Origin of the sequence: Aquimarina sp. MAR_2010_214 (assembly GCF_002846555.1) — a bacterium.
Taxonomy (GTDB): Bacteria; Bacteroidota; Bacteroidia; order Flavobacteriales; family Flavobacteriaceae; genus Aquimarina.
Genome location: NZ_PJMS01000001.1, coordinates 1,385,673 through 1,411,722, shown reverse-complemented (window position 1 = coordinate 1,411,722; position 26,050 = coordinate 1,385,673). Strand labels below are relative to the sequence as shown.

The 26,050-nt window shown below is 33.0% G+C and carries 15 protein-coding genes; 5 read left to right on the top strand and 10 right to left on the bottom strand.

Going from position 1 to position 26,050, the window contains the following annotated elements:
• Positions 1 to 359: 359 nt before the first annotated feature.
• The 8 genes from ATE84_RS26720 to ATE84_RS06140 all read right to left on the bottom strand — a co-directional run bounded on the left by ATE84_RS26720 (position 360) and on the right by ATE84_RS06140 (position 15,748).
• Positions 360 to 491 (bottom strand): hypothetical protein, encoded by a 132-nt coding sequence (locus ATE84_RS26720; RefSeq protein WP_255411988.1) that lies wholly within the window; start codon positions 489 to 491, stop codon positions 360 to 362.
• A gap of 179 nt (positions 492 to 670) precedes the next feature.
• Complete coding sequence (locus ATE84_RS06170; RefSeq protein ID WP_101446764.1) at positions 671 to 1,666, bottom strand: type IX secretion system membrane protein PorP/SprF; 996 nt, start codon at positions 1,664 to 1,666, stop codon at positions 671 to 673.
• Positions 1,667 to 1,702: 36 nt separating this feature from the next.
• A complete protein-coding gene (locus tag ATE84_RS06165; RefSeq protein WP_101446763.1) occupies positions 1,703 to 5,596 on the bottom strand; it encodes a T9SS type B sorting domain-containing protein in 3,894 nt (1,297 codons plus the stop codon).
• Positions 5,597 to 5,921: 325 nt separating this feature from the next.
• The gene (locus ATE84_RS06160) at positions 5,922 to 8,345 is read right to left on the bottom strand and encodes a cellulase family glycosylhydrolase (RefSeq protein WP_101446762.1); all 2,424 of its coding nucleotides are present in this window, start codon (positions 8,343 to 8,345) and stop codon (positions 5,922 to 5,924) included.
• Positions 8,346 to 8,740: 395 nt separating this feature from the next.
• On the bottom strand, positions 8,741 to 10,429 hold the full coding sequence (locus tag ATE84_RS06155; protein ID WP_101446761.1) for a cellulase family glycosylhydrolase: 1,689 nt from the start codon (positions 10,427 to 10,429) through the stop codon (positions 8,741 to 8,743).
• Positions 10,430 to 10,890: 461 nt separating this feature from the next.
• Positions 10,891 to 14,865: an ATP-binding protein gene (locus ATE84_RS06150; RefSeq protein ID WP_101446760.1), complete on the bottom strand. Its 3,975-nt coding sequence runs from the start codon at positions 14,863 to 14,865 to the stop codon at positions 10,891 to 10,893.
• Positions 14,866 to 15,372: 507 nt separating this feature from the next.
• On the bottom strand, positions 15,373 to 15,543 hold the full coding sequence (locus ATE84_RS26790; protein WP_101446758.1) for an HmuY family protein: 171 nt from the start codon (positions 15,541 to 15,543) through the stop codon (positions 15,373 to 15,375).
• A gap of 13 nt (positions 15,544 to 15,556) precedes the next feature.
• On the bottom strand, positions 15,557 to 15,748 hold the full coding sequence (locus ATE84_RS06140) for a hypothetical protein (protein ID WP_101446756.1): 192 nt from the start codon (positions 15,746 to 15,748) through the stop codon (positions 15,557 to 15,559).
• Positions 15,749 to 15,828: 80 nt separating this feature from the next.
• On the opposite strand from ATE84_RS06140, the gene ATE84_RS06135 reads away from it, so the two are divergent.
• The 5 genes from ATE84_RS06135 to ATE84_RS06115 are packed head-to-tail and all read left to right on the top strand — an operon-like array spanning position 15,829 to position 23,435.
• A complete protein-coding gene (locus ATE84_RS06135; protein ID WP_101446754.1) occupies positions 15,829 to 16,734 on the top strand; it encodes a DUF6607 family protein in 906 nt (301 codons plus the stop codon).
• A gap of 30 nt (positions 16,735 to 16,764) precedes the next feature.
• Positions 16,765 to 19,221, top strand: a complete 2,457-nt coding sequence (locus tag ATE84_RS06130) for a TonB-dependent receptor (RefSeq protein ID WP_101446752.1) — start codon at positions 16,765 to 16,767, stop codon at positions 19,219 to 19,221.
• 10 nt (positions 19,222 to 19,231) lie between these two features.
• Positions 19,232 to 20,728 carry an ankyrin repeat domain-containing protein gene (locus tag ATE84_RS06125; protein ID WP_158237192.1) on the top strand — a complete coding sequence of 499 codons (1,497 nt, stop codon included), beginning with the start codon at positions 19,232 to 19,234 and terminating at the stop codon, positions 20,726 to 20,728.
• 1 nt (position 20,729) lies between these two features.
• Complete coding sequence (locus ATE84_RS06120) at positions 20,730 to 21,221, top strand: DUF2271 domain-containing protein (RefSeq protein WP_101446748.1); 492 nt, start codon at positions 20,730 to 20,732, stop codon at positions 21,219 to 21,221.
• 12 nt (positions 21,222 to 21,233) lie between these two features.
• Positions 21,234 to 23,435, top strand: a complete 2,202-nt coding sequence (locus ATE84_RS06115) for a PepSY domain-containing protein (protein ID WP_101446746.1) — start codon at positions 21,234 to 21,236, stop codon at positions 23,433 to 23,435.
• Between the two features lie 31 nt (positions 23,436 to 23,466).
• Here ATE84_RS06115 and ATE84_RS06110 read toward each other — a convergent pair whose 3' ends face one another.
• Positions 23,467 to 25,548, bottom strand: coding sequence for a PepSY domain-containing protein (locus ATE84_RS06110; RefSeq protein WP_101446744.1), 2,082 nt, complete (start codon positions 25,546 to 25,548; stop codon positions 23,467 to 23,469).
• Positions 25,548 to 25,850, bottom strand: a complete 303-nt coding sequence (locus tag ATE84_RS06105; protein ID WP_101446742.1) for a hypothetical protein — start codon at positions 25,848 to 25,850, stop codon at positions 25,548 to 25,550. Before ATE84_RS06105 ends, ATE84_RS06110 begins: the two co-directional genes overlap by 1 nt.
• Positions 25,851 to 26,050: the final 200 nt, after the last annotated feature.

The following is a 26,050-nucleotide window of genomic DNA, read 5'->3' as shown; positions in this document are numbered from 1 at the left end:
AATATGCTTTATTTTAACCTATAGCATGTGATCAAGTGAAAAAATTGTTGAAGGTATTTTATATAACACTCTTTATTTAAATTTTACATTAGTGTATACTACTGCTTAAAACTCTTCATCTCACTCAGAGATGAAAAACCGATTTTGTTTAATTATTATTAGCAACAAATGATTAAAAACCTAAATTCGACATAAGAAAATCACTATTCTCGATATAGTTTTTCTCCATTTTATTCTGAAAAACCACTCGAATTGACACTTTAATAAACACTATTGTTTACATCGAACTGAGGTCAAAGGCCTAAACTGTTCTCTAAAAAATTATACTTTTCAATTTCACGATAGTAAGTAGATGTACACTATTTTATTTCTTTAAAAACTGCACTACAATATTGTTGGTCATCAAGTCCAATTTTCATAGCTATTTTGCTAGTAGGAAGGTCTGTATTTTTTAATACCTCTGTAGAAGAATTTATTGTAATGAGTTTCATAAATTCGTTAACGCACAATCAGATATAGTTTCCATTTTTACATAAAAATCAAACCCTACGTATCGCAAAATTAGCATTAACTTATTTACCGATGACACAAAACAATGTATCGGGAAGATGATGTATTCGATTAGTTTTTGTGAGAAAGAAAGGGTATTAGATATAATAAACAGAAATTTTTAATTAACAGCCGGGCAATAGCAAGCATATCTTTTGGCTCTACAAGAAAAATCAATTCCTAATGTAATTTGATGAAACCCCCCATTATTAAATACTATAGGATTCGATTGGTATGAATAGGTATAGGCTACTATAAATTTATTATAATTAACTCCCAAAAAAGGTGTGATATAATTCAAATTTTGACTTCTGGATTCGGCACCCTGAATAATCTTAACAGCATCTAGACTTCGTCTATATGATAATCCTCCCCATAATTTTCCAAAAGACATATCCTTATATGCTTTCAGATTAAAATCAATAGAAGATTGATCAATCCCTTTTCTATGAGAAAATAATAATGATGGTTCAAAAGACCATTCACTGTTTTGTTTATCGATAACATATCCTACAGACATCAAATAGTGTCTCAAATCACTAGTGATTTGTATATCGTTATTAATTCCTGAATTCTTTAGTAAATTTTTTCCAGTAAGGTGTATGTAGAAGTTATATACATGATAAGAGAACCCAAAATCAATATTAAACGCACTTGTATTTATTGAATTACTAGATATTATGGGATCTCCATTGGGTACAAAACGGCTCTGATCCAATCGATATTGAATAGTACCTGCACTCAATCCAAAGGATAACCTATTTAAATCAACTTCACTTCTTGAAAACATCAAATGATGCGCATACGTCAAGTATGCTCCCGTTTGCGAATGAAAACCATTTTTATCCTGATATACAGTTGTTCCTATAGAAGAACTCTCTGTAATTCTTGCATTGTAACCAACTGTAAAAAGCCCGGGCGAATCTTCTTCTCCTACCCAGTTTTTACGTCCAGTCAATCGTACTTCAGAGCAGTTTGATGCTCCTGCCATTGATGGATGTATCAAATAATAATTATCTGTGAGGTAGTCAGAATATATTGGCAAACCTTCTTGCGCAATCATAATCTTTATACATAAGGTCATTACTACTAGTAGTGCTATTTTTTTACTTCTCATCGATCTTTATTTCTTAATTATGAATGATGTTATTTATTATCGTTTCAATGTAAAATGACTACGGTAGATTTTTGAACTATCAATCAGTTTGGCTGTAAACCAATAATCTGAAGAAGGTAGGTTACGACTGTTATAAGTACCGTCCCAACCAAGACCAGCACCTTGTATTTGTGTCAAAAGTTTCCCAAATCGATCATATATATAAATATTCATATCGGGCAGATCTGCACCCCCTATAACATTCCATGTATCGTTAAAACCATCGTTGTTAGGTGTAAAAAACTTTGGAAAACCTATAACAAAAATCTCATCTGTAAGCGTTCCACACCCATTGATATCAAAAACGGTAACAGTATGAAGTCCAAGAGCTACATTAGTAAATACATTACTTTCTTGCGGAGATCCATTATCCAATGAATATGAGTAAACCCCATCACCTATAACAGATGCAACAATAGTATTACTATCGGCAAAAGCTCCATTTGTTAATGATAAACTCATGTTCTCCAGACCAATAGTAGCTTCAATACTTATCTCTGCACTATTGGAACAACCAAAAACAATATTTGTATATGTTACACGATATGTTCCTGGGCGTATCGCTTGTACAGAAGCTCCGGTCTCCCCAACAATTTCGATTCCGTTAAGACTCCATACAAAAGCATAATCTGCTTCACTAAGGAATGTATTTATGATTGGAAAACTCCCTGTATCCAATGGTTCACCCAATTCATCAACACAGATAACAGCCTCAGAATCTAATTCTATTGTGGGAACAGGTATAATGCTAAATAACACCTCAATCTGATCACTAAAACAACCAGTAGTGGTATCAAAAGCTTCTACACTGTATACATAATCACCTATTGTTGTATCTGTTGGGGTATAAGTTGTTTCATTAGCAACCAACAGAGTTCCATCCTGAGCATACCAATTTGCAGTTTGTTCTGCCAAAACCTGAACAGAAAGTATTGGGTTTGGAGTTCCTTCACATATGACTTCATTACCAGGGTTGATAGGTTTTGTTATATCAGGACAACTACAATCTGGTGCTGCAATTGTTAAGGTTGTTTTGCATGCTACATTTACAGGGTTTTTAGCAATCACTGTAATATCGACTCCCAAAGTAATTCCGGTAATCGTACCAGCAGTTATATCTATAGTTCCAACACCTGGTGGATCTGTTGTTATATCCCAGATGCCATTGGTGGTAAAAATCACATTGTAAGTAGCATTATCAAATGAACAAGAAGTGCTATCAAGCAGCAATGTGGGGCTTGTTTCTATACTCACATCAATTATACTTGATGATGAATCGGGACATGTTGCACTTGTAACTGTGTATGTATAATTTCCTGATAATGTAGTTGCATTTGTTGGATCTATAGTCCCCAGGTGATCACTCCCAAATGGATTTCCATTGGGATCAGTCCAGATACCTCCTGTGTTTGGTGCCCCTGCCAAGCTATCAAATAAGTTTACTATTACATCTGTTGAACAAAACGATACAGCACCTGAATCTCCTGGATCTGCACTCGTTCCAATAATTACGTCTACCGTTGCTATATCGTTACATGGTGCTATACCTATTGTATATGTATACAAGCCAGAAGAATCTGTTGAAAGGTTAAAACTTCCCTGATCGTTAATCCCAAAAGGATTTCCGCTAGGATCGGTCCATGTTCCTCCTGTTTGAGCTGTTGCCCCCAGGCTGTCAATGAGATTAATTATTTCGTCTCTTGCGCACAAATTCAATGATGTGCTTACTCCAGCATCAGGATCTGGGATCACTGTTATGGTTACCTCTGCTTTACGTTTAGGGCAAGAGTCAATTATTGGAAGTGTATAGCTGTATTGTCCTGCTGTATTTGTTAATGCATCAAACGTACCCAGATGACCACCTACCAAGATATCAGGTCCAGACCAAACACCGCCAATAATTGCAGTATCTACCAAACTATCAAAAAGATTAATGGTTGTAGAATTTCTTGTACAGATTTGAACATTTACTTTTTCATCTATTGCTACATATTCCTCTCTAAAATCGACATCACCTCCAGGAGTATAAAAATCAGGAAAATCCGTTGGGAGTTCTCTATCATCTGTGGCGTTGATCATTGAAGTTGATGTATCTAATGTTATAGTGTCGAAAGCGTCATCCAAACCATCATCATCAGTATCAGTACCTGCAGGAATACTATCAGCAACTCCATTTTGATCAAGATCATATCCTTCTATTGTATCTGTTAAACAATCATCATCAGAGTTCAAATCCAAATAATCCGGTGTTCCGTCACTATCTGTATCTACTGGATCTATTTTATTTCCAGCCTCATATGCATCATCCACTCCATTCCTGTTTGTATCATTACCGCTAGGAGCAATATATCCTGCGGTAGACTGCCCTTCTATATTATCCTGAATACCATCATCATCAGCATCTATATCCAAGTAATGAGGTAAAGGAGTGAGTCCTCCTGTAGCATTTACGGGAACTCCATTCGATGGGTCAATGGCACCATCAACAATTCCATCACCATTAGCATCAAGGTTTCCAAACCCTGCTTCTACCAAATCATAAATACCATCATTATCACTATCCAAATCCAAGTAATTGGGCACTTCATCACGATCAAAATCACACTCCAAAGGTGCAAATCGGATATTATCAATTCCTACATCATTCCCATCGGCTCCGTTGGGCTGTTGATTTCTGATAATCAAAGTCAAAAAAGTTGAAGATGGTGCTGTAAAATTAAGTAGTAACCGTCTCCAGATATCATCATTTGCAACCCCCAGACCTTGGGAAGTTTCAGAACCAATGATCGCTCCGGTCACTTGATCAATAAGTTCCAAATCCAACATTGGAATATCAATACACGCAACGGGATCACTGCATAATCCCACCAAATCAATTCTGAAATTATAATCAGTACCCTGAACAATTGGAATGTTTTCTAATCGGTACAGCGCCTTGTTTACAAAATTATCCTTAATATTTACCATCAAATAGCGTCCATCAATATCTCCACTACCATCAATATGAGGGATTGGGTTATCATTGGTGCAAGCAAATTCGGGGTCCCAACTCACAGAGTTAAACATATCCAATGAAGTGGCAACATTGTACTCTCCATCTTGAGCATAGATTGCTGTGTAGGTATGGCTAATAACATTAGGGTCTGTAGTTGAATTTCCTTGACCAAAATCAATATCAACAATAGGTCTTGTTTCGGTAAGACCTCCTGCATTACAACTTCCATTCTCCTCGGCATCCAAAATACCATCATTATCATCATCAAGATCGATATCATTGATAACTCCATCATTATCAAAATCATCGTTCTTACATTCTCTTACCATCACACTAGCTTCACTATTTGGGCATGGAACAGTTCCTTTAAGGATATATTTATATTCTCCGGGTGCATCAACTTCAACGTTAAAAGTACCTCTATCTCCATTTGCCAAAGGTGGGTTCCAGGTTCCTCCACGATCCGGTGTTCCTCTCAATCGATCAAATAAATCGATACTTCCTGATAGATTGCAAAGCAAAACATCTCCCTGTGCCCCTGGGTTTAAAGATTGTACAACAATGATATCAATGGTCCCCGATACGACTCCTGATGGACTTCCAAATACTTCTACTTGAATAGTTGTATTTTCTAATAAACGATCAGCACTCTGAAAAACATGAAAAGTTCCTGCATCTCCATTTACACTTTTAATAAACTGATTGGTTGTAAGGTTTTTCCAATTGTACGTATAAGCGACCGAAGATGGGTTTACATCAACTGTAACTTGAATAGCATTCCCTCTACATATTGTATTAGAATTCACATCTGTGCTTAATTCTACTGTTTGAGAAAATAAAGCACTAAAAGAAAGTATAGTGAATAGCAGAGAAGTTAGGTGTATTTTTTTGTTCACGACGATTTGAGTTTGTATTTAAGTTTTATAAGTCCTAAAAAATCGAAAAACTACTTCAACAATTGCTTGTTTTGAGTACAGATAAGAATTCTGAATTAACAAATAGCATTAGACACTTTAAAATCAGATCAGACACAAAGGTTTCGACCGTTAAAAAGTGTTTCTTTAATTGAAATTCATATATTGATCTTGGATACTACATATATTGACCAAATATTTGTTGTCCAAATTTTCACCCTGAATATCCTCTAAAAAATTTCAGATTATAGTAGAGAAAAGAAAGCCATCTCATTAAGAGACAGCTTTCTTAATAACTATTTGGGTGCTATTTAATCAAATAGTTATACATGACCTTACCTTTAGCTAGTTGCATTCTATATATATAAATACCACTACTCAACAAAGTACCATCATATTTAAGAATATGGTTTCCAGCTGGTAAAGTTTTGTCAATTATTACATCGATCTCTGCTCCCTTTAAGGAAAACAATTTCAAAGTTACATGAGTACGTTCTGCTAAATCAAATGCATAATTAATATCATTAGTAAAAGGATTTGGATATGTTTTTACATCAATAGCACTTAACGGGTATACACTATTAAGTGCTCCACTTGTAAAGGCACCATAAACTTCAAATTCATATAATGAATATCCATAAGGAGTTCCTCTGACTGTTCCGTGCATTCTGATATATCGCCCGTTTCCGGTAATACTCAAATCATCTATCTTACCATCACCATTTGATGTGGAATATATTGATGTCCATGTCGTGCCATCATCTGAAACTTCGAGACTATAAGTGGTTGCATGCGCTGCTTCCCAATTAAGCACTACGCGATCAATCTTAGCAATTGCTCCCAAATCAATAGAAATCCATTGGGGATCAACCTTTTCAACAGAAGCCCAACGCGTAGTATTATCACCATCAACTGCAAAAGAAGCGGGGAAACTTGATGTTTCTATAGATGAAGCAGTGGCTGTTTTATTAAGAGCTATATTCTCTCCAGGAGGAGGAATATCTCCAATAGTACCATAAACTTCAAATTCATATAATGAATACCCATAGGTAGTTCCTCTGGCTGTTCCATACATCCTGATATATCGCCCAGTTCCTGTGATATTCAAATCATCTATTTTACCATCACCATTTGATGTAGAATATATAGACGTCCACGCTGTACCATCGTTTGAAACTTCAATACGATAAGCTTTTGCATAGGCTGCTTCCCAGTTTAGCACTACACGATCAATCTTAGCATTTGCTCCCAGATCAATAGAAATCCACTGGGGATCAACCTTTTCAACAGAAGCCCAACGCGTAGCACCTTTACCATCGACTGCAGAAGAAGCGGGGAAACTTGGTGCTTCTAGTGATGAAGCAGTGGCTGTTTTATTAAGAGCTATATTCTCTCCAGAAGGAGGAGGAATTCCATCTTTCAACGTAGTTGCATTAACAGTATTAGAATACTTAGAATTACCCGCTGTATTCTCAGCTCTTACTCTATAATAGTAGGTTGTATTGGCAGTAAGACCGGTATCAGAATATGAGGTTGCATCTGCCGTAGTTGTTGCAATAGATGTCCAACCACTAGTACCATTTGCAGAACGTTCTATTCTAAATAAATCTTCATTATTGGATTTATCTAACCAATTAATGTCGATTTGGCTTTTTGAGATAGCTATTGCGGTTAAATCACTTGGGGCAAAAAGAGGAGTTACTATGTCAACTGGAAAATCATCTGCAGGAAATAATATTCTCTTTTTTATCTCTATTCCGGCTTCTTTTAAATTAGCATCTGTCCATTTTCCAGTTTTGCATGTTCCTTGTTTCCATACGGCACCAGAGCGAAAATCATCAGAATAATTCCAATTTATCCAACTGATCTTTTTTCTACGAAATAAATCCAGATATTTATCGGTCATAGTAAAATCATTTGGGCCTTCTCCACTATAATTTTGTGAGCCAAATTCTGTAACAAATATGGGTAACTTGTCTGATGCCAAATCAACTTCTTTTAAATATGCATCTTGGTGTGATGCAGCATAAAAATGGAAGGCATACATGATATTTGAGAAATTCAAGGGGTCATCTAAAATGTCCTGAGAACTTAGTCCCATAGATACACCAAGTGAGGCCCAACCATGTGTTCCTATTAATATTGGTGCATCTGCATCTATGGCGCGAATTACAGGGATAATAGTATCAGCATATTTTTTAATCTTTGGCCATGTAACATCAGCTCCATTTGGTTCATTACAAATATCATAAATGATATTATTGTAGCCTTTGAATTGAGTAGCTATGTCTGTAAAAAAGGTTTTTGCACTCTCGGTATTTGCATTTGGGTCACCCGGAGTTAACTGGTGCCAATCTACCACAGCATACATGCCTCGATCAGTTGCCATGTTAATCATTTTTGCAACTTTAGCAGTAAAACCAACAGGATCTGTTTCATACCCCCCCTCTTGAACATAAAGAGAAATACGAAGAACATCAGCATCCCAATCATTTGCTAAAACATCTAAGGAAGCGTCTGTATAACATGACCCAAACCATTGAATACCGTGTGTACTCATTCCTCTTAATTGAATTGGGTTACCATACTGATTACATAATTTCAAGCCTTTAACTTGTAATTGGCCGTTGGTCGAAACGGCATCATTTTTTATTGTTTGTGCATATCCATTCTCACAAAAGAATAAGAGTAACACTATTAATAAAAAAGCTTTTGGAAATATTTTTTTCATGGTTAAAAATTTTGGTTAAAAGATTAATTTTTTATCTACAAGTAAACTGTTTGCAAATTTTATTTATAAATCAGTTCGTCTTTATAGTTATTCAAAGCAACTAAATTTTAGTTTTTATCATGTTCAATACTATCTAAATAATGTTTGATTTTGTCCAACATACCCTTATTTTAAACAATAGTACGTGATCAAGTAATGAAATTGTTCATGATATTTTATGTCGAATCCTTTATCTCAAATTCGCTGTTATACCAACACCTAAAAACTCCTAAAACAGCCATTTAGAGTGCGTATACAAGCAACAATAATTTATAAATTCCAGAATGGAATAAAGAAAGCTGCCTCATTGAGGGATGGACAGCTTTCTTGCTAACTATTTGAAGCTTATTTGGATGCTATTTGATCAAATAGTTATACATGGTCTTACCTTTATCCAGTTGCATTCTATACATATACATGCCACTATTTAACGAAGTTCCATCATATTTAAGATTGTGGTTCCCGGCGGGTAACGTTTTGTCAATTATTACATCGACCTCAGTTCCTTGTAAAGAAAATAATTTCATTGTTACATGAGTACGCTCTGCCAAGTTAAATGCATAGTTAATAGTATTTGTAAAAGGATTTGGGTATGCTTTTACATCAATAGCGCTTAATGATTTACTATTAAGTGTTCCTCTTGCAAAAGCACCATAAACTTCAAATTCATATAATGAATACCCATAAGCAGTTCCTCTGGCAGCACCATGCATTCTAATATATCGTCCTGTTCCATAAACACTTAAGTCATCTACTCTTCCATCACCATTTGATGTTGAATATATAGATCTCCATGTCGTACCATCATTTGAAACTTCAATACGATAAGCCTTTCCATAAGCTACTTCCCAATTAAGGACTACCCGATTAATATTGGCAATTGCTCCCAGATCAATAGAAATCCATTGTGGATCTGAATATCTGCTAGACCAACGAGTAGTATTCTTACCATCAACGGCAAAATTTGCTGGGAAATTTGCTGTTTCTATAGATGAGGCGGTAACTGTTTTACCAAGGGCTATATTATTAGTTTGAGTTGGAAAATCATCTGCGGGAAGTAATATTCTCTTTTTTATCCATTTTCCGGCTTCTTTTAAATTAGCATCAGTCCAATTTCCGCTTGTGCATGTTCCTGCATTCCATACGGCACCAGATCGAGAATCATCAGAATAATTCCAATTTATCCAACTGATCTTTTTTCTACGAAATAAATCCAGATATTTTTTGGACGTATCAAAATCATTTGGACCATCACCACTAAATGTTTGTGTACCAAATTCTGAAATAAATAGAGGTAACCTATCTGATGCCCAATCAAATCTTTCATAATAATGCCCATGTGAAGCAGCATAAAAATGGAAGGTATACATGATATTTGAGAAATTCACAGGGTTATTTACAATCTCCTTAGTACCAGTCATATCACCTCCTAGTGAACCCCAACCATGTGTGCCAATTAATATTGGTGCATCTGCATCAATCTTGCGAATAAAAGGAATCATAGTTTCAGCATACCTTTTAACATTTGCCCATGGAACTCCGTTTGGTTCGTTACAAATATCATAAATGATATTATTGTAGTCTTTGAATTGAGTAGCAATGTCTGTAAAAAAGGTTTTTGCATTCTCGGTGTTGTAATTTGGGTCACCCGGAGTTAACTGGTGCCAATCTACCAGAGCATACATACCCCGATCAGTTGCCATGTTAATCATCTTTGCGACTTTAGCAGTAAAACCAACAGGATCTGTTTCATACCCTCCTTCTTGAACATAAAGAGAAATACGAAGAATATCGGCATCCCAATCATTTGCTAAAGCATCTAAGGAGGCGTCGGTAACACATTGTCCATACCATTGAATACCATGGGTACTCATTCCTCTTAGTTGAATTGGATTACCATATTGATTACATAATTTTAAGCCTTTAACTTGTAATTGGCCGTTGGCAGAAACAGCATCATTTTTTATCGCTTGTGCATACCCATTTCCAAAAAAGAATAAGAGTAGTACCATTGACAAAAGCACTTTTGAAAATAATTTTTTCATGGTTAAAAATTTTGGTTAAAAGATTATTTTTTTTACCTATAAGTAAACTGTTCGTGAATTTTAGTTTTATAAATCAGTTTATTTTATAGAACAATCAAAGCAACCAAATTTTAGTTTTTATCATGTTCAATACTATCCAAATGATGTTTGATTTTGTCCAACATACCCTTATTTTAACCAAAATCCGTCTAAAGGAATGCCGTGAAGTACGAATGGTGTATCGAGCCCTTCGACACACTCAGGATGACCCCCGTAAAGTCTCCCGACTTTGCGGAACAACAAAAACGAAAAGTAAAATCTAAACTAGTACGTTCTTTGAAAAACAGATATTATACCAGTTCTGACGTGAAATTACCCAAAAGGAAAATTGAATTATTTTGTTTTCAGAGAAGAAAAAAAATCTGTGGATATGCCTATCCACAGAAATGATTTTATATAGTTATTTGATATAAGAACTGGAATTATTTTTCACTTTCACGATATTGAGTAGGTGTAGAATGTTTCATTTCTTTAAAAACTGTACTAAAATATCGTTGGTTGTCGAACCCGACTTTCATGGCTATCTCGTTTACAGGGAGATTGGTGTTTCTTAATAATTCTGCAGCAGCATCAACTCTAATGAGTTTAATAAATTCGTTAACACCTAAATCAGATATAGTTTTCATTTTTGCATAAAATGCAGATCTACTCATTGCAAAATCAGCATTTAACATATTTACATTAAAATTAGGGTTATCGAGATTATTTTCTATAATAGTAATCACTCTTTTAAGAAAAACCTCATCCGTATTATTGTAGGTTATCAATGAGGGAACAATTTTTTGTTTCACTCTTACTAATTCTTTTTGAAGACTTCGATTTTCAATAATATTCACCACTCGAACACATAACAAATCCAAACTAAAAGGTTTTGACAGATATGCATCAGCCCCCCCTTTATATCCTAATAATCGACTTTCTTCATCACTCTTAGCAGTTAAGAGTATAACTACTAAATGACTTATGCGAACATCATTCTTGATTTTTTCACATAATTGAAAACCATTCATTTTTGGCATCATTATATCAGAAATAATAATATCTGGTAAATGAGACAGGGCCAAATGCCATGCCTCTTCTCCGTTGGCAGCTTCAATGACCTTACAATACTGTTCAAGTCCTCTAGCAATAAAAGTTCTCAAGTCGATATCATCTTCAACAATCAAAATCACTTTATCTCGCAATACTTCATAATTATTATCCTGTACAAATTCATTTTTATCAGAATAAACCTCATCAAATGCTGGATTGTCATTATTTTCTGATAGTATATTATTTGTATATGGTAGGTAAAAACTAAACTCGGCTCCTCCTTCGGGTCTATTATTTACCCAAATTTTGCCATGCTGAAACTCTACTAGTTTACGAACAAATGTTAATCCAATTCCTGAACCTCCTAAATGATTACTTCCTTGAAAGAAGCGATCAAAAATAACCTCCTTTTCTTCTTCTAAAACCCCTGGTCCTTCATCAGCAATCACAAATTCAATTTTATCAGCTTTTTTTGTATAACTTAAAAACACTTGTCCATTCTGAGGAGAATACTTAATCGCATTGACTAATAAATTGCTAAGGATTTTATCCAATTTATCTTCATCTAGAGCTACAACCTTTTCTTTCTCTGGCAGTTTAACAACAAGAGTTATGCCTTTTGTTTCAAATTCGAGTTCGAACTGTTTTAAATATTTATGTAACCAATCATTTAACTGCAACATATCCAATTTGACCTCTCCTATCCCTACTTCAAACTTTCGAATATCCAAAACCTGCTCTACTAATCGTTTCATTTTAAGGGTAGCGCCGTGCATTATTTTTATATTTCGAAAGACCTCTTCTTTTGTAAAAACCTGTTCACCCAACAAACGCTTTAACGGACCATAAACCAGGCTTAGAGGAGTCCTTAGTTCGTGTGAAATATTAGTAAAGAATTCTTGCTTTTTTTTGTGAAGTAACTTCTCTTGTTCTTTCCGTTCTCTTTCTATAAATAGCTCAGCCTTTAGTTTTTCTCGCTTTTTAAAGTCTAATGACATCTGAATAAAAACAAATAATGTCAGAAAAATAACACCGCCAATAAACCACCAACTTTTCCACCAGGGTAATGGAACAAAAAGTGATATTGACGTATATTCTTTAGGCCAACTTCCATCTGTAAGATTGCACCATATTTTTATTTCATGGTTTCCATGCGGGATATGCGTAAAATAAACTTGCGGATTAGTAGTTTCTATAACTTTATCTAAATATCCATCAAATTGAATTTTATATATTCTATTACGAAAAATATCTTTTTCATTTACTACCAAATTGAAACGTAAACTTGAATTATCCCAAACTAATTTAATTTTATTATTTAGCAGGTTACCCTCTTGATGTTCTGTTTTTCGAACACCATCAGTTATGATATCAACAATAGAAGTCACAGGAGCAGTTAATGATTCATTAACATCTTGATTGGCATTAATTTTTACTAATCCATCTGCAGCTCCAAAATACACATCTCCATTTCTACATTTTAATACTGAACCACTCATGTATTCATGGATTCGTACTCCTTTAAATCTCCCGTAAAGTTGATAGCTTCTATCAGAAAGATAATAACGATACAGTCCATTATTGGTTCCTAGCCATAGGCTATTGTCTACTCCTTCTGTAACGCTCTGCACAGCTGAGAAAAATTTGTTTTTATTATAATAGATTTGTTTCTTTTTATTGTCGTAGCAGAAGAGTCCTATAGAAGAAGCCATCCATATACTATCCTTTATTTTGATCATCGAATAAATAGAATTATTATACTTTTCGCAATTCCATTTCTCATCAGATAATGAAAAAATATTGCTAACCGATTTTTTTGAAGTATTTATTAGATATGCTCCATCCACTCCACTGGCAACAAATTCTTCATCATTGATTTCTTCAATAATATTAATCGTTATAGACTGTTTTATATCCCACCCATTATTCTTTGCTAATACATCTATTTCACCATCTTTAGTCCTTAGCTCTACTTTTTCTCTTCCAAAATTCCAGATATTACCATATTTGTCATGAAAAAGATATGTAGGGATATAAGAATCTGAATCACTCCACTCTTCTAACCAAGAGGTATTGTCTTCTTTTTCAAACGTATTTCGTTTTTTATCAAATACTCTAATTTTATCATGATAAAAACTCACCAAAAGCTTATCCTTTCCGTATGCGCATATCGAAACAATTTTTCCTTCTTGAAATTCCTTTATATGTTCAAATGTATTATGTCTAGGATCAAACACATTTAACCCTCCTCCATCGGTTCCTATCCAGATTTTACCATCATTACCTTCAAATAGTGTTAAAACAGTTGGATTAGACAACCCGAAATGATTACCAAAAGGAACCTCAGCAAAAGATTGAGCAGATACTTCATTGATCCAGATCAAACCAGTACGAACTGTACCTACAAAAAGGTTTCCAAAATGGTCAAAATATAAATCGGTAATAGAATTACTAGGTAAAGAGAGTAATGAATTCTCTACTCCTTTTTGATGTTGTAATTTCCTAATCTTTCGGGTTATTTGATCAAATATTATGATCCCGCCACCATCGGTAGCAATGTATAGCTCATTCCCTTTTTCAACTAAATCTGTTACAAAATGATACTTAGGGTCTATCAGTTGATTTACGGTCTTATCAAAAATCTCTTCTCCATTTTTTTCAAAAAGTCTTATCCCATTTTTATTGGTAGCAACCCATAGTATTCCTTTTTTGTCGACCAAGACATCATAAACACCTTCAATTTCATTATCCCCAATTTGAATCATATTGGTTGATGACTTATTATATACCCATAGCCCATCTCTAGTTGATCCAATGACAAAGTTTTCACTATCAAAACTAGCCAATTTAGAAATAGAATAATCTGGGCCTTCTCCTTCAAAGAGTCTTACATCGAACTCATTAGTTTTATAGTTGAAGAATGCCAATCCAGTAGAAAAACCAAATACCAGTTGATTATTTTCTTTACTAAAAGAATGAACTCCTGCAGAGTTTTCATCAAATACGATAGTTGAAAATGAATCTTCTTCTCTGTTATAACGTGCTAATCCCCGACGTGTGCCAATCCATAGATTTAAAGAATCATCCTCAATAATAAAATTAATATGATTGTTTGGTATGGACTTATCATTTTCGTCATCATAGAAGAATTTTTGCATATAAAAACCATCAAACTTATGCAATCCTCCAACAGTACCTATCCATAAATAGCCCAAATGATCACGATAGATAGAACGAATATTGTTACTAGCCAGACCATCTTTAACTGTGATCTGTTCAATACTATACTTCTCATTGGCTAGCGCATCATACTGGCAACAAATTAATACTAAAACCACAACAATCTTGGCATAAAATTTTTCCATAGATTCTAATTTAGAATTCACCTTCTATCGACCATGCTATTAATAAAACAGTATATGATTTAATAAAGTATACAAATTAGCTAAAAATAAAAAGATTCTTTGAAACCAAAGGGATCTTTTAATTCCCGAACACGAGATGGATATCGAACTCCATATCATGACAGTGTAGCGTTTGATTTCAAGGAGTTTGGAAAAACTCATAAACTCAAGGAAGGTCAACCTTACATATGTTTCAAGGGATATAACGGAATATTGATAGAGAAAAATATTTTAATCTAGAACTATATGATTAAAGATATGTTATTGAACAAACCAATACTTAGATCGTTATTTTATGGATTTGATATAACAAAACAACATCTAACCAATTAACATTCAAAATCATATTCTAAAATTCAAAAGTGAAAACAGAAAATTTAAACTATTTCAATACTAAAAACTCTCCATATCAAAAGACATGGAGAGTTAACATTAACACTATGGTTATAAAACAAAAAACACACTTCATTATTTTAACAAAGTATACTCAAATTTAGGGTTTCCTCTTTCATTACTTTCATTTACAACTGCGGTAAAACGAAGTTTATAATAATTACCAATGGTATCTTTTATGATATAATACCTATCATCAAGCAATTTTGCTGTTGATGAATATGGGAATCGCCAACCACTTCCAATACTATTTCTGGTTTCATAATCTAATAATTTTTACTTCAAAGACTGATTTTTTAATTGATTGTGGAGAATATTGACCCGTAACAACTACTTCTTCCAATTTTTCTGTTTTAACAGAATCTTTTTCTATTTCATTTTTTTGCGCAAAAAGGAAATTAAAGCAAAAAATTAAAAAATAAAGCAAAAATCTATTTCTATTTAGATTCATTCTTAATAAATTTGCAGCAAATATATATCTTATTTTAATTCAATCTAAATAAGAATTGATAATTTTTTAAATATTCAAAAATGAAACGATTTACTTTTTCATCACTTTTATTATTAGCATTTGTATTTACTACAAATGCGCAGAGCAAAAAGGTCCAGGATAAAAATGCCATAAAAAAGATGTGTGGCTGTTATGAAGTGACTTTTAATTTTGCTGAAACTTTTCAGTATAGTAAAGATTCTCTTTATAAACCTTCAAAGACAAAAGTTGCTTCAGCACTAGAATGGGCCCAGCTAATTGAAGATGATAAAAACAAAGTTTCTATTCAGCATTTATTACAGGTTGGAGATCCATCAAAACCTCATATTGTAAAACATTGGAGACAAGATTGGATATATCAAAACACCAATTTTTATATGTTTAATGGAAATAATTCTTGGAACTACGAGAGTAAGTCTGCGTCTGAAGTAAAAGGACAATGGACTCAAAAAGTATATCAGGTAGACGATAGTCCTCGTTATGAAGGTTCTGCAACCTGGGTGCATGTAGATGGAAAAAGTTTTTGGGAAAACAGAACAGATGCACCACTACCAAGACGAGAATATACCAAAAGAAGCGATTACAATGTAACTGTTAGAGGAAATAGGCATGAGATTACTAAAAACGGTTGGGTCCATGATCAAAATAATGATAAAGTAATACGTGAAGCAGGTAAAGCTGATGTTATTTTGGCTAAGGAAAAAGGATATAATACTTATGTAAAAGTAGACGATAGTAAATGTAAAGCCGCCGCAAACTGGTGGAAAGAAAACAACCAGAAATGGGCTTTGGTTCGTAACAAATGGGAAAATGTTTATGGTAGAAATGCTGACCTGGTATTAGAAGCCAAAGTCGATAACAAACCATTATATAAACATTTATTTTCTGATGAAAATATAAAAGAAAAAGATATTAATAAAGTCATTGAATCCTTTGTTATTAAATAAATACAAATACAACCAATAAATAATACAACCATGTCAGTCTTAAAAAAATTACCCCTATTACTACTTCTTCTATGTAGCTTAAATTTAATGTATAGTCAAGCTGTTATACAAGGTGTTGTAAAAAGCGAATCTAACGAGTCGGTTCCTTATGCAAATGTTTTTATTAAAGGAACCAATCTAGGTGCACAGGCACAAGAAGATGGTGCTTTTACCATTAACAATGTTCCTTTTGCCACCTACGAGATAGTAGCTAGTGCTGTTGGATATAATGAACTTAGCCAAAAGATAGCTGTATCAGGAGATTTATCAAATCTTATTTTTGTATTACAAAATGATACTCAGTTAGAAGAAGTTGAGCTTTTTGGCTCTAGAAATAAAAGAGCAGAAAAACTAGAAACACTAACTCGACTTCCTTTAAAACCAAATGAGCAATTACAAAGTATCTCGATCTTGTCTAACAAACTTATTGATCAGCAAAATGCACTCACTCTAAGTGAAGTTACCAAAAATGTAGCTGGTGTTTATACTTTTGCTACTTATGGCAACATTAGAGAGAGTATGTCTTTAAGAGGATATAGAGGTATTCCTCTACTAAAAAATGGAGTTAGAATTAATTCTGATTTTAGAGGAGTTGGTATTGTTACTGATATGGCTGGAGTAGATAACATTCAGGTATTAAAAGGTATTTCTGCAATTAGCCAAGGTCTGGGAGGAGATTTAGGTTCTGTAGGAGGCGTAATTAATATAGTTACCAAAACTCCAAAATTTTATAGTGGAGGCGAAGTAACTTTAAGAGCAGGTAGCTACGGAAAAGTACGCCCTACTTTTGATTTTTATGGCCCATTAAATAAAGAAAAAACAGTAGCTTTTAGAGTTGCTGGTTCATATGATAGAGCAGACAGTTATAGAGTAAAAGTAAACTCAGAACGTTTTTATATTAATCCTTCTCTAGCATGGAGACCAGATGATAAAACTTCTATTGTTTTAGAAATGGATTATACAGATAATAGTACAACTCCTGATCAAGGTACAATCAATCTTGGAGATTACAGCACTAATAATATTTTGAAATTACCAGATTCAAAATTTTTAGGTTTCGAATCCGATAGATATACTTCTGTAAACAGTACTTATGCTGTAAGGTTCGAAAGAAAAATAAACAGTGATTTAACTATAAAAGCTGGATATTTTGCTTCTGACCTAGAAACTTATAATGAAGGAGCCTATGCTTTTGAAGGTGGAGGAAGATCAGGTTTACCTGAATTATCTAATACACAACGATACAGAGAGTATTATGGTGGAGGAAGAAGTGATAAAAATAGTGTGCTGCAGATTGATCTTGTTGGTAAAGCTATTGAAACAGGATTTCTAAAGCATACGTTTCAAGTTGGTGTAGATTATAGAAACACAACTTTTGACAATACTGCTTATACAGCTAACTATCCAGATAATGATAATGACCCTAATAATGATCCTCCTACTTATGTAGATATTATAGATGTAACTCAACCAATAAATAACACCTTACCATCAGCGATATCGTTAACAGTTAATCCGGCAAGAGCTACAGGATCAAAAACAAAATCTTATGGTTTCACTATTCAAGATAAAATCTCTGTTACAAAATGGGCAGATGTATTTTTAGGACTGCGATACACCTCTTTAGAGAGAACAAAAGGTAATTTTATTGGCCGTAGCCTAACTGGTGCCAAACGTGATGATGCTTTTAACCCTCTGGCAGGAATAAATATTAAGCCAAACGAAAATATTATTATTTTTGGCTCTTATGCCAGCAGCTCTAACCCTATGACATCATTTTATAGAGATATTAATGGTGAAGAGTTGGGTACAGAACGATGGGATCAATTCGAAACAGGAATTAAATCTAAATGGTTAAACAAAGCCTTACGTTTTAATGTTACTTACTTCTTAACGAGTAGTAAAAATCTAAACCTACAAGCAATTGATCCTGCAGGTAATTTCTTAGGATATTATTTAAAAGGAGGAGAAGATACCAGAAATGGTATAGAAATAGAATTAATTGGTCGAGTATTACCAAATTTAGAAATAATCGGAGGCTATTCTTACTTAGATGCCAAATATAAGAACCACGCATCATATTATTTTAATTCTAGCCCTCTAAATACACCTAAACATACAGCCAATTTTTGGGCACGTTATAACTTCAAAAAACATGTAAAAGGTCTGTCTTTAGGTGCGGGAGCTTATTATTTAGGAGAACGACCACATAATGTATGGTCCAGGAATTATACACATACTGGAGTAGTGCCTGGGGTTAAACCATTTGACTTAAAAGCATATACTACGGTAAATGTACAAGCATCATATAAATTTAATAACAAATTAAGTTTAGATGTTTTCGCAAATAATGTTTTTAATGAAATTGGATATAATGCATATCGTACAGTATATCTTAACAGGATTCAACCTGTTAGTTTTGGAACAGTATTGCGATATAAATTTTAAATTAAATAAAATGAATACAATAAAATTATTAGCCACAGCATTTATTTTGTTTGTAAGTGGCATACAAGCTCAGACAAAAAATGTTTTTTTAGAAAGAGAATTCTGGGAAACCAAGCCCTCTGTAGAGGCGATAGAGCAAAAAATAACAGAAGGGAATAATCCTTCAGAATTGAATCGATATGGATTCGATGCTGTAGTATATGCTATTTTGGAAAAAGCAGACAATACTATAATAAAACATTTGCTTTCTAAAAAAGGGAATGGCGTTAACAAGTTAACCCATGATAAACGAACCTATGTATTTTGGGCAGCTTATAAAGGAAATCTTGAATTGGTAAAACATCTTATTAATAATAATGCCAGATTAGATTTAAAAGATTCACACAATTTTTCACCATTAACTTTTGCTGCCGTCGCAGGACAAACTAATACAGAAATCTACGATGTATTTATAAAAAACGGGATTGATGTTAAAAGTGATTTAGATGAAAAAGGAGCCAATGCTTTATTACTATTAATTGGTCATTTAAAAGATTTTGAACTTGTAGATTATTTTGCGGGCAAAGGGCTTAACCTTGATAGCATAGACAACAATGGAAACGGAGTTTTTAACTATACAGCTTATAAGGGCAACAAAACCATGTTGGAGTTATTAATAAAAAAGGGATTGCCTTATAAAAATCCAAGTGTCAACGGGGATAACGCTATTTTGGCAGCTACTATAGGCTCACGTAGCGGTTATAATCCATTGAGTTTTATCAAGTACTTAGAAGGTTTAGGCATTAACCCGAACATTACTAATAAAGATGGAATAACACCACTGCATAACATCGCTTATGGTAATAGAGACTTAAATACATTCAACTACTTTTTAGATAAAGAGGTGAATAGTAATCAAAAGGATGATAAAGGTAATACTCCTTTGTTAAATGCATCTCATAGCAATACCTTAGAGGTAGTAAAATTATTGGTAAAAAAGACAAATGATATAAATACCATTAATAAAGAAGGACATTCTGCGCTAACCAATGCCATAAAAAATAATACAATAGATGTGGTTGATTTTCTGATTAGTCAAAAAGCCGATGTAAATGTAATTGATTCTAAAGGGAATGATTTAGGATACTATACACTAAAATCATATAACCCTAATAAGGTTGATCAATTCAAAAAGAAAATAGATGCTTTGACTAAAAAAGGATTGGATATTACCAAACCTCAAAAAAACGGAAATACAATGTATCATTTAGCCATAGAGAAAAATGATCTGGAATTATTAAAAATGGTTCCTTATTATAATATCGACATCAATGCTAAGAATAAAGAAGGAATTACAGTTTTACATAAAGCAGCGATGAATGCCCAGAATAATAAAATCTTAGCATATTTATTATCTATTGGAGCCGATAAGACTATTAAAACTGATTTTGAAGAATCTGTATTTGATTTGGCAAGTGAAAATGAAGTATTAAAAAGAAAAAACGTAGATTTAAATTTTTTAAAATAAAATGAAAAAAACAGTAATATTTAAAGTGTTTTCAATAGCAGTTACAATTTTTACACTATTTGGATTTAAAAGTAGTATAGAAAGTAATACTTACAAATGCATGATACAAATGACAAATTATACCGGAGAAGGTGCATATATTGTCATTTCTTTATTAGACCCAAATGGCAACTATGAAAAAACACTATATGTACAAGGTGACGATGAAGAATGGTATCATGATATTACCGATTGGTGGAAATTCTATGGAAAAAAACGTCAAGATATTGACGCTATTACGGGAGCAACTGTAAGTGGTGGTGGACGATCTATCAATATTATTGAAATTGAAAGCAATAAGATTGACTCTGGCTATAAAATACGTTTTGAAACTGCTGTAGAAGATCAAGAATATTACAAGAATGATGTAGAGTTTGAGCTAACATCTGAAACCATAAAAAGTAAAGTTGAAGGAAAAGGGTTTATACGATATATTCGTATGATGCCACAATAACAATACGAATAAATGACGATTTCAATTTGGAGATATAGCCACCTTGCTTTGGCTATATCTTCATTTGCTTTTATAGGTATAGCCTCATTAACAGGAATTATTTTAGCATTCGAACCTATATCGAATCAGCTAGAACCTTATGCTGCAAAAAACATAAAAAACATTACTCTTGCACAAACTATAACAGTATTACAAAAAAATTATGATGAGATAATTGAAATTGAAATCGATAATAATGATTTTGTATCAACCTCTGTAATTACCAAGGAAGGAAAAAACAAAACTTTTTATGTCGATCCTTTAACTGGTAAAAAGGTAGGTGATATTATTGAAAAAGAGCCTGTTTTTAAGTTTGTCACCAACCTACATCGTTCTTTATTTCTAAAAAGTACTGGTCGCTTTTTTGTAGGGTTAGTCTCTCTTATATTGTTTTTAATTGCAACTACCGGAGTCCTTTTGATTATTAAAAGACAACAAGGTATACGCCGTTTTTTTTCTAAAGTTATAAAAGAGAATTTTGAGCAATATTATCACATACAAATAGGCAGGTTAACATTGATTCCTATTATCATAATAGCGCTAACAGGTGTGTATTTGTCATTAGAAAAATTTTCACTATTACCATCCAATATAATCAAACATCAAATTGATTTTGAGAATATAAAAGAAATTCCCAAACAGCAAATCAAAGATTTTAAAGTTTTTAATCAAATACAACTTAAAAATGTCAGAAAAGTAGAGTTCCCTTTTTCTGATGATCGTGAAGATTATTTTCATATAAAACTATCTGATAAGGAATTGAATATTAATCAATTTACAGGCGAAATATTAAGTAAAGCAGAGTACCCTTTTAATACATTACTATCACATTGGAGCATGGTATTACATACAGGGCAAGGAAGTATCTTATGGTCTATTATTTTACTTATTTCCAGTTGTTCTATTCTGTTTTTTATGTATTCAGGCTTTTTAATGACTCTCAAACGAAGAAAGAAAAGTCTAGTGCTAAAAAATGTTTATCATAAAGACAAATCCGAATACATCATTTTGGTTGGCTCAGAAACCGGAAATACATTTGATTATGCAAAACTTTGCTATAATGCTTTAATTGATTTGGGGAAAACAGTTTTTATTTCAGAATTAAACAAATACTCTTCTTATAAAACAGTAGAACACTTGATTGTATTTACAGCAACTTATGGTAAAGGAGAGCCTCCTGCAAATGCAAAAAGTTTTGAGTTACTTTTTAAGAAAAATGAACCTAAAAAAGAAATTAAATTTTCGGTTATCGGTTTCGGTTCATTAGCATATCCTGATTTTTGTAAATATGCAATAGACGTTGACAAAATGTTACAATCCCATCCAAAATTTAAATCGATTATAGAACTATACACTATAAATAATCAATCCTATGAATCCTTTAAAAATTGGTCTTTAAAATGGGGAGAAAAGATTGATTTACCAATACAGGTAAAACAGTTACAAAAGACTACAAAATCTAAAAACAATAAACAATTCATTGTTGTTCATAGATCACCACTAAATATTGACAATACATTTATACTGCGTTTACGTCCAGAAGAGAAAATACAATTCCAATCAGGAGATCTGCTAGCTTTTTATCCAGAAGGTGATGATGCAGAACGCCTGTACTCTATTGGAAAAATTGATGACGATATTCTTTTGAGTATTAAAAAACATGAATTCGGTATATGTTCAACCTATTTTAGTAAGCTTAGCAAAAACGATAATATTACGGCATCAATAAAGCGAAATCCTGATTTTAATTTTCCAACCTATGCAAAAGAGGTTATTATGATTGCAAACGGAACAGGAATAGCTCCTTTTCTAGGAATGATTAGCCAAAATAATAAGAATATAAAAACACATCTATTTTGGGGAGGACGAAATAAACAATCTAATGAACTGTATAACGAAACAATCCGAGAAAGCCTAAAAAACAGTCGCTTAACTACTTTTTATCCTGCGTATTCAAGAGCCCAGCAAGAAAAAATATATGTACAGCATTTGCTAAAAAGAAATAGTAACCTAATTACAAAAACATTAGATAAAAACGGAGTTGTACTAATTTGCGGCTCTGTTATTATGCAAAAAGAGGTTATTAATGTATTAGATGAAATATGTAGAGAAGTCAATAATAAGCCTATAGGTTATTATCAAAATAAAGGGCAACTTAAGATGGATTGTTATTAATTTTTGCTGAGACTATTAGAACATAAAGGATCTAGAATGCTTTGATTTTCCTCCATGTATTCAAATTTATAACCAAAAAGATGCTCGCTACCGCCATTAAAAGTAGTATTAAAATTTCTGAATAATTACTAGCTTCATGCATAATGGCTTCAGCAACGTGATACACGTTAAATAAAGCTACAATAATTGCCCAAACAAAAGAAGCCCATCTAAACCAACTTTTGGATAGTTGCACAGTCAATACAGCAAAAAAGAAGGCGAGTCCTTCCATTAAAATACGCCATTGATGTGCCCAAAACGGAGTTTCTCCAGTAGCCCCTTCTATCAATACTGATTCATTAAAAAATATGCTGGCTAATCCATATATATGATGAAATATAAAACCAAGAATGATAAACATCCATAGTATAATAATTTTTGTCCTAACTGACATGTAATTATCGTTCTTAGCTGTTGTTGCTATTGTATTTGTTTCCATATAGTTGTTATGAGTCATCTTTTTGGTTTCTTCAGCTTTTAAAGCTGAAATATTTTTATAATCAATAGGGTTTTTGTCAAAAATGCTTTGATTTTTAACCTTTGGACGTATTCTTAGATAAAAAATTAATGAAATACTGGCAATTATAATCCACATTATGTCAATCAATAAAATTTCATATTGATGTTGACTAAATGAACTCCATAGCCAATTTCCTGACATGATTCCGTTAGTAACTGGGACAAGAAATCCAAAAATGGCTCCAAATAATAAACTGTACTTATTGATAATGTAGTTATCTCTTTTAAATCGAAAAAACAAGATTACTATTAACCAAGTAATAAAATAAAAATAGTAGATAGCTGTTTGTTTATCTTCGAAATATCCATTTGAAAATTTTACGAATAAAAATGCTAATGCAGTTATGGGAAGCATTGATAAACAAATAGCAAGGTAAATATGACCAACTTTAGCAGTGTATAGTCTTTGGCTAATTGTCATACTTTTTTTATTACGAGCTTCAATCCAAATCAACACCCCAGTAATGATCACAAAGCACGTGATTAAAGCTAAACTGAAATAGATTATTTTCATGGGAATACCTCCAAAATCTCCATAGTGTAAGCGCCCAACTAAACGTTGAACATCTTCAGTATATACTAATTTATCAGGATTCTTTTGTTCTTCTATTTTTCCTGAAAAAGCATCAAGAACCCTACGGCCAGTACCAATAAAACGCTTGTTATCCTTATACTCTCCAATTAAAACATATTTCATATTGGAGCCACCATAATTTTTTATAAACCCGTTTGTAATATGAAAATCTAACAAATCATTGGTCATTTTTTGAGAAAAATCATTAAAACTGGGCGGACTCTTTTTTGCCTTGCCAATCCATTCATAGGTTTTACGTTCTGGGCGTAAATCCTCCATAAGCTTGACCTGATCGTTATTATATAAGGCATTAGCAGGGATTAACACTAAAACACTTAAACAAAAATAAGTCCCAGTAACCGCAAAAATAAACTGAAATGGTAACCCAATAACACCAAGAACTGTATGTGCATCAGTCCAAACTTTTTTTAAAGCTATTTTGGGATTAAATGAGTAGAAATTTGGAATGATTTTTTTCCAATGAACAATAACACCTGTTACTATAGCAAATAGAAAAAAGAAAGATATAAAACCAGCCAAGTACATCCCTATTACAGGCAATTGAGCAAAAAAATGTAATCGATATAAAAATTCACCTAAACTATATCGTTCAGAGTATGTTTTAGTTTCAACAGAATTAATATCAACAGAAAAATAATTCGCCTTTTTTCCTTTTTCGGAAGCTAGCGAATCTTTACTAGCTCCCATAAAAACAAAGATATGATCACTTTTTTCGCCAAAGTTAAGTTGTAAATCTCTGCCTGTTAATTCATATCGATCATCTAGTGTTTCAAAAATTTTATCATAATCAATATCATCTCTTTCTGTATGACCAATTAGTTCCCCTTCTTCCCATATTGCAATTTCTTCTTTAAACAATGCAAATGCACCAGCAAAAAAAATAACATATAAGGCAACACTTATAACGATACCACTTACAGTATGTGTATTAAAAAACACGTTATAACTTCTTTTACTCATTATATAAAAGGATTATTTAGGTTTCCTACATAATAAATGCTATATAACGCAACTATGATCAGCAGATACATCCCCCATGCTTTCCAGCCATTTTTAAATAAAAAAGGAATAATCAAAAGCACACACCAAACAACAAATAAGGTAAGTATAGATGTAATCAAAATCTCTCTTGGATATGGCAGCCAGAGCGGTAAGCACATGTGAAACAATGCCGAAATAATGTATCCTCCTATAATTCCGGCAGATACTTTAGCAAATTGTTGCCAAGGTGACTTGTCTAAATATTTTGGATTTGCTGGCATAGTTTAGTATATGAATTCAACTAATAGTAGAACCAAAAATAAAATCAACACCTGTTTATAGGTCACTTGTTTTAAAGGCGCTACTATGATAAATAATCCTAAAATTATAATCAATAAGAAAAGCCAAAATAGAATTCCTGAGACTCTTCCAAAAGAAATAGAAAAGAGTATTAGTGAAATTAGTAGACACGTAATTCCCA

Coding starts and splice junctions, on each gene's coding strand:
- ATE84_RS26720 (WP_255411988.1), bottom strand. CDS start 491: ATGAAACTCATTACAATAAATTCTTCTACAGAGGTATTAAAAAATACA.
- ATE84_RS06170 (WP_101446764.1), bottom strand. CDS start 1,666: ATGAGAAGTAAAAAAATAGCACTACTAGTAGTAATGACCTTATGTATA.
- ATE84_RS06160 (WP_101446762.1), bottom strand. CDS start 8,345: ATGAAAAAAATATTTCCAAAAGCTTTTTTATTAATAGTGTTACTCTTA.
- ATE84_RS06155 (WP_101446761.1), bottom strand. CDS start 10,429: ATGAAAAAATTATTTTCAAAAGTGCTTTTGTCAATGGTACTACTCTTA.
- ATE84_RS06150 (WP_101446760.1), bottom strand. CDS start 14,865: ATGGAAAAATTTTATGCCAAGATTGTTGTGGTTTTAGTATTAATTTGT.
- ATE84_RS06140 (WP_101446756.1), bottom strand. CDS start 15,748: ATGAATCTAAATAGAAATAGATTTTTGCTTTATTTTTTAATTTTTTGC.
- ATE84_RS06135 (WP_101446754.1), top strand. CDS start 15,829: ATGAAACGATTTACTTTTTCATCACTTTTATTATTAGCATTTGTATTT.
- ATE84_RS06130 (WP_101446752.1), top strand. CDS start 16,765: ATGTCAGTCTTAAAAAAATTACCCCTATTACTACTTCTTCTATGTAGC.
- ATE84_RS06125 (WP_158237192.1), top strand. CDS start 19,232: ATGAATACAATAAAATTATTAGCCACAGCATTTATTTTGTTTGTAAGT.
- ATE84_RS06120 (WP_101446748.1), top strand. CDS start 20,730: ATGAAAAAAACAGTAATATTTAAAGTGTTTTCAATAGCAGTTACAATT.
- ATE84_RS06115 (WP_101446746.1), top strand. CDS start 21,234: ATGACGATTTCAATTTGGAGATATAGCCACCTTGCTTTGGCTATATCT.
- ATE84_RS06110 (WP_101446744.1), bottom strand. CDS start 25,548: ATGAGTAAAAGAAGTTATAACGTGTTTTTTAATACACATACTGTAAGT.
- ATE84_RS06105 (WP_101446742.1), bottom strand. CDS start 25,850: ATGCCAGCAAATCCAAAATATTTAGACAAGTCACCTTGGCAACAATTT.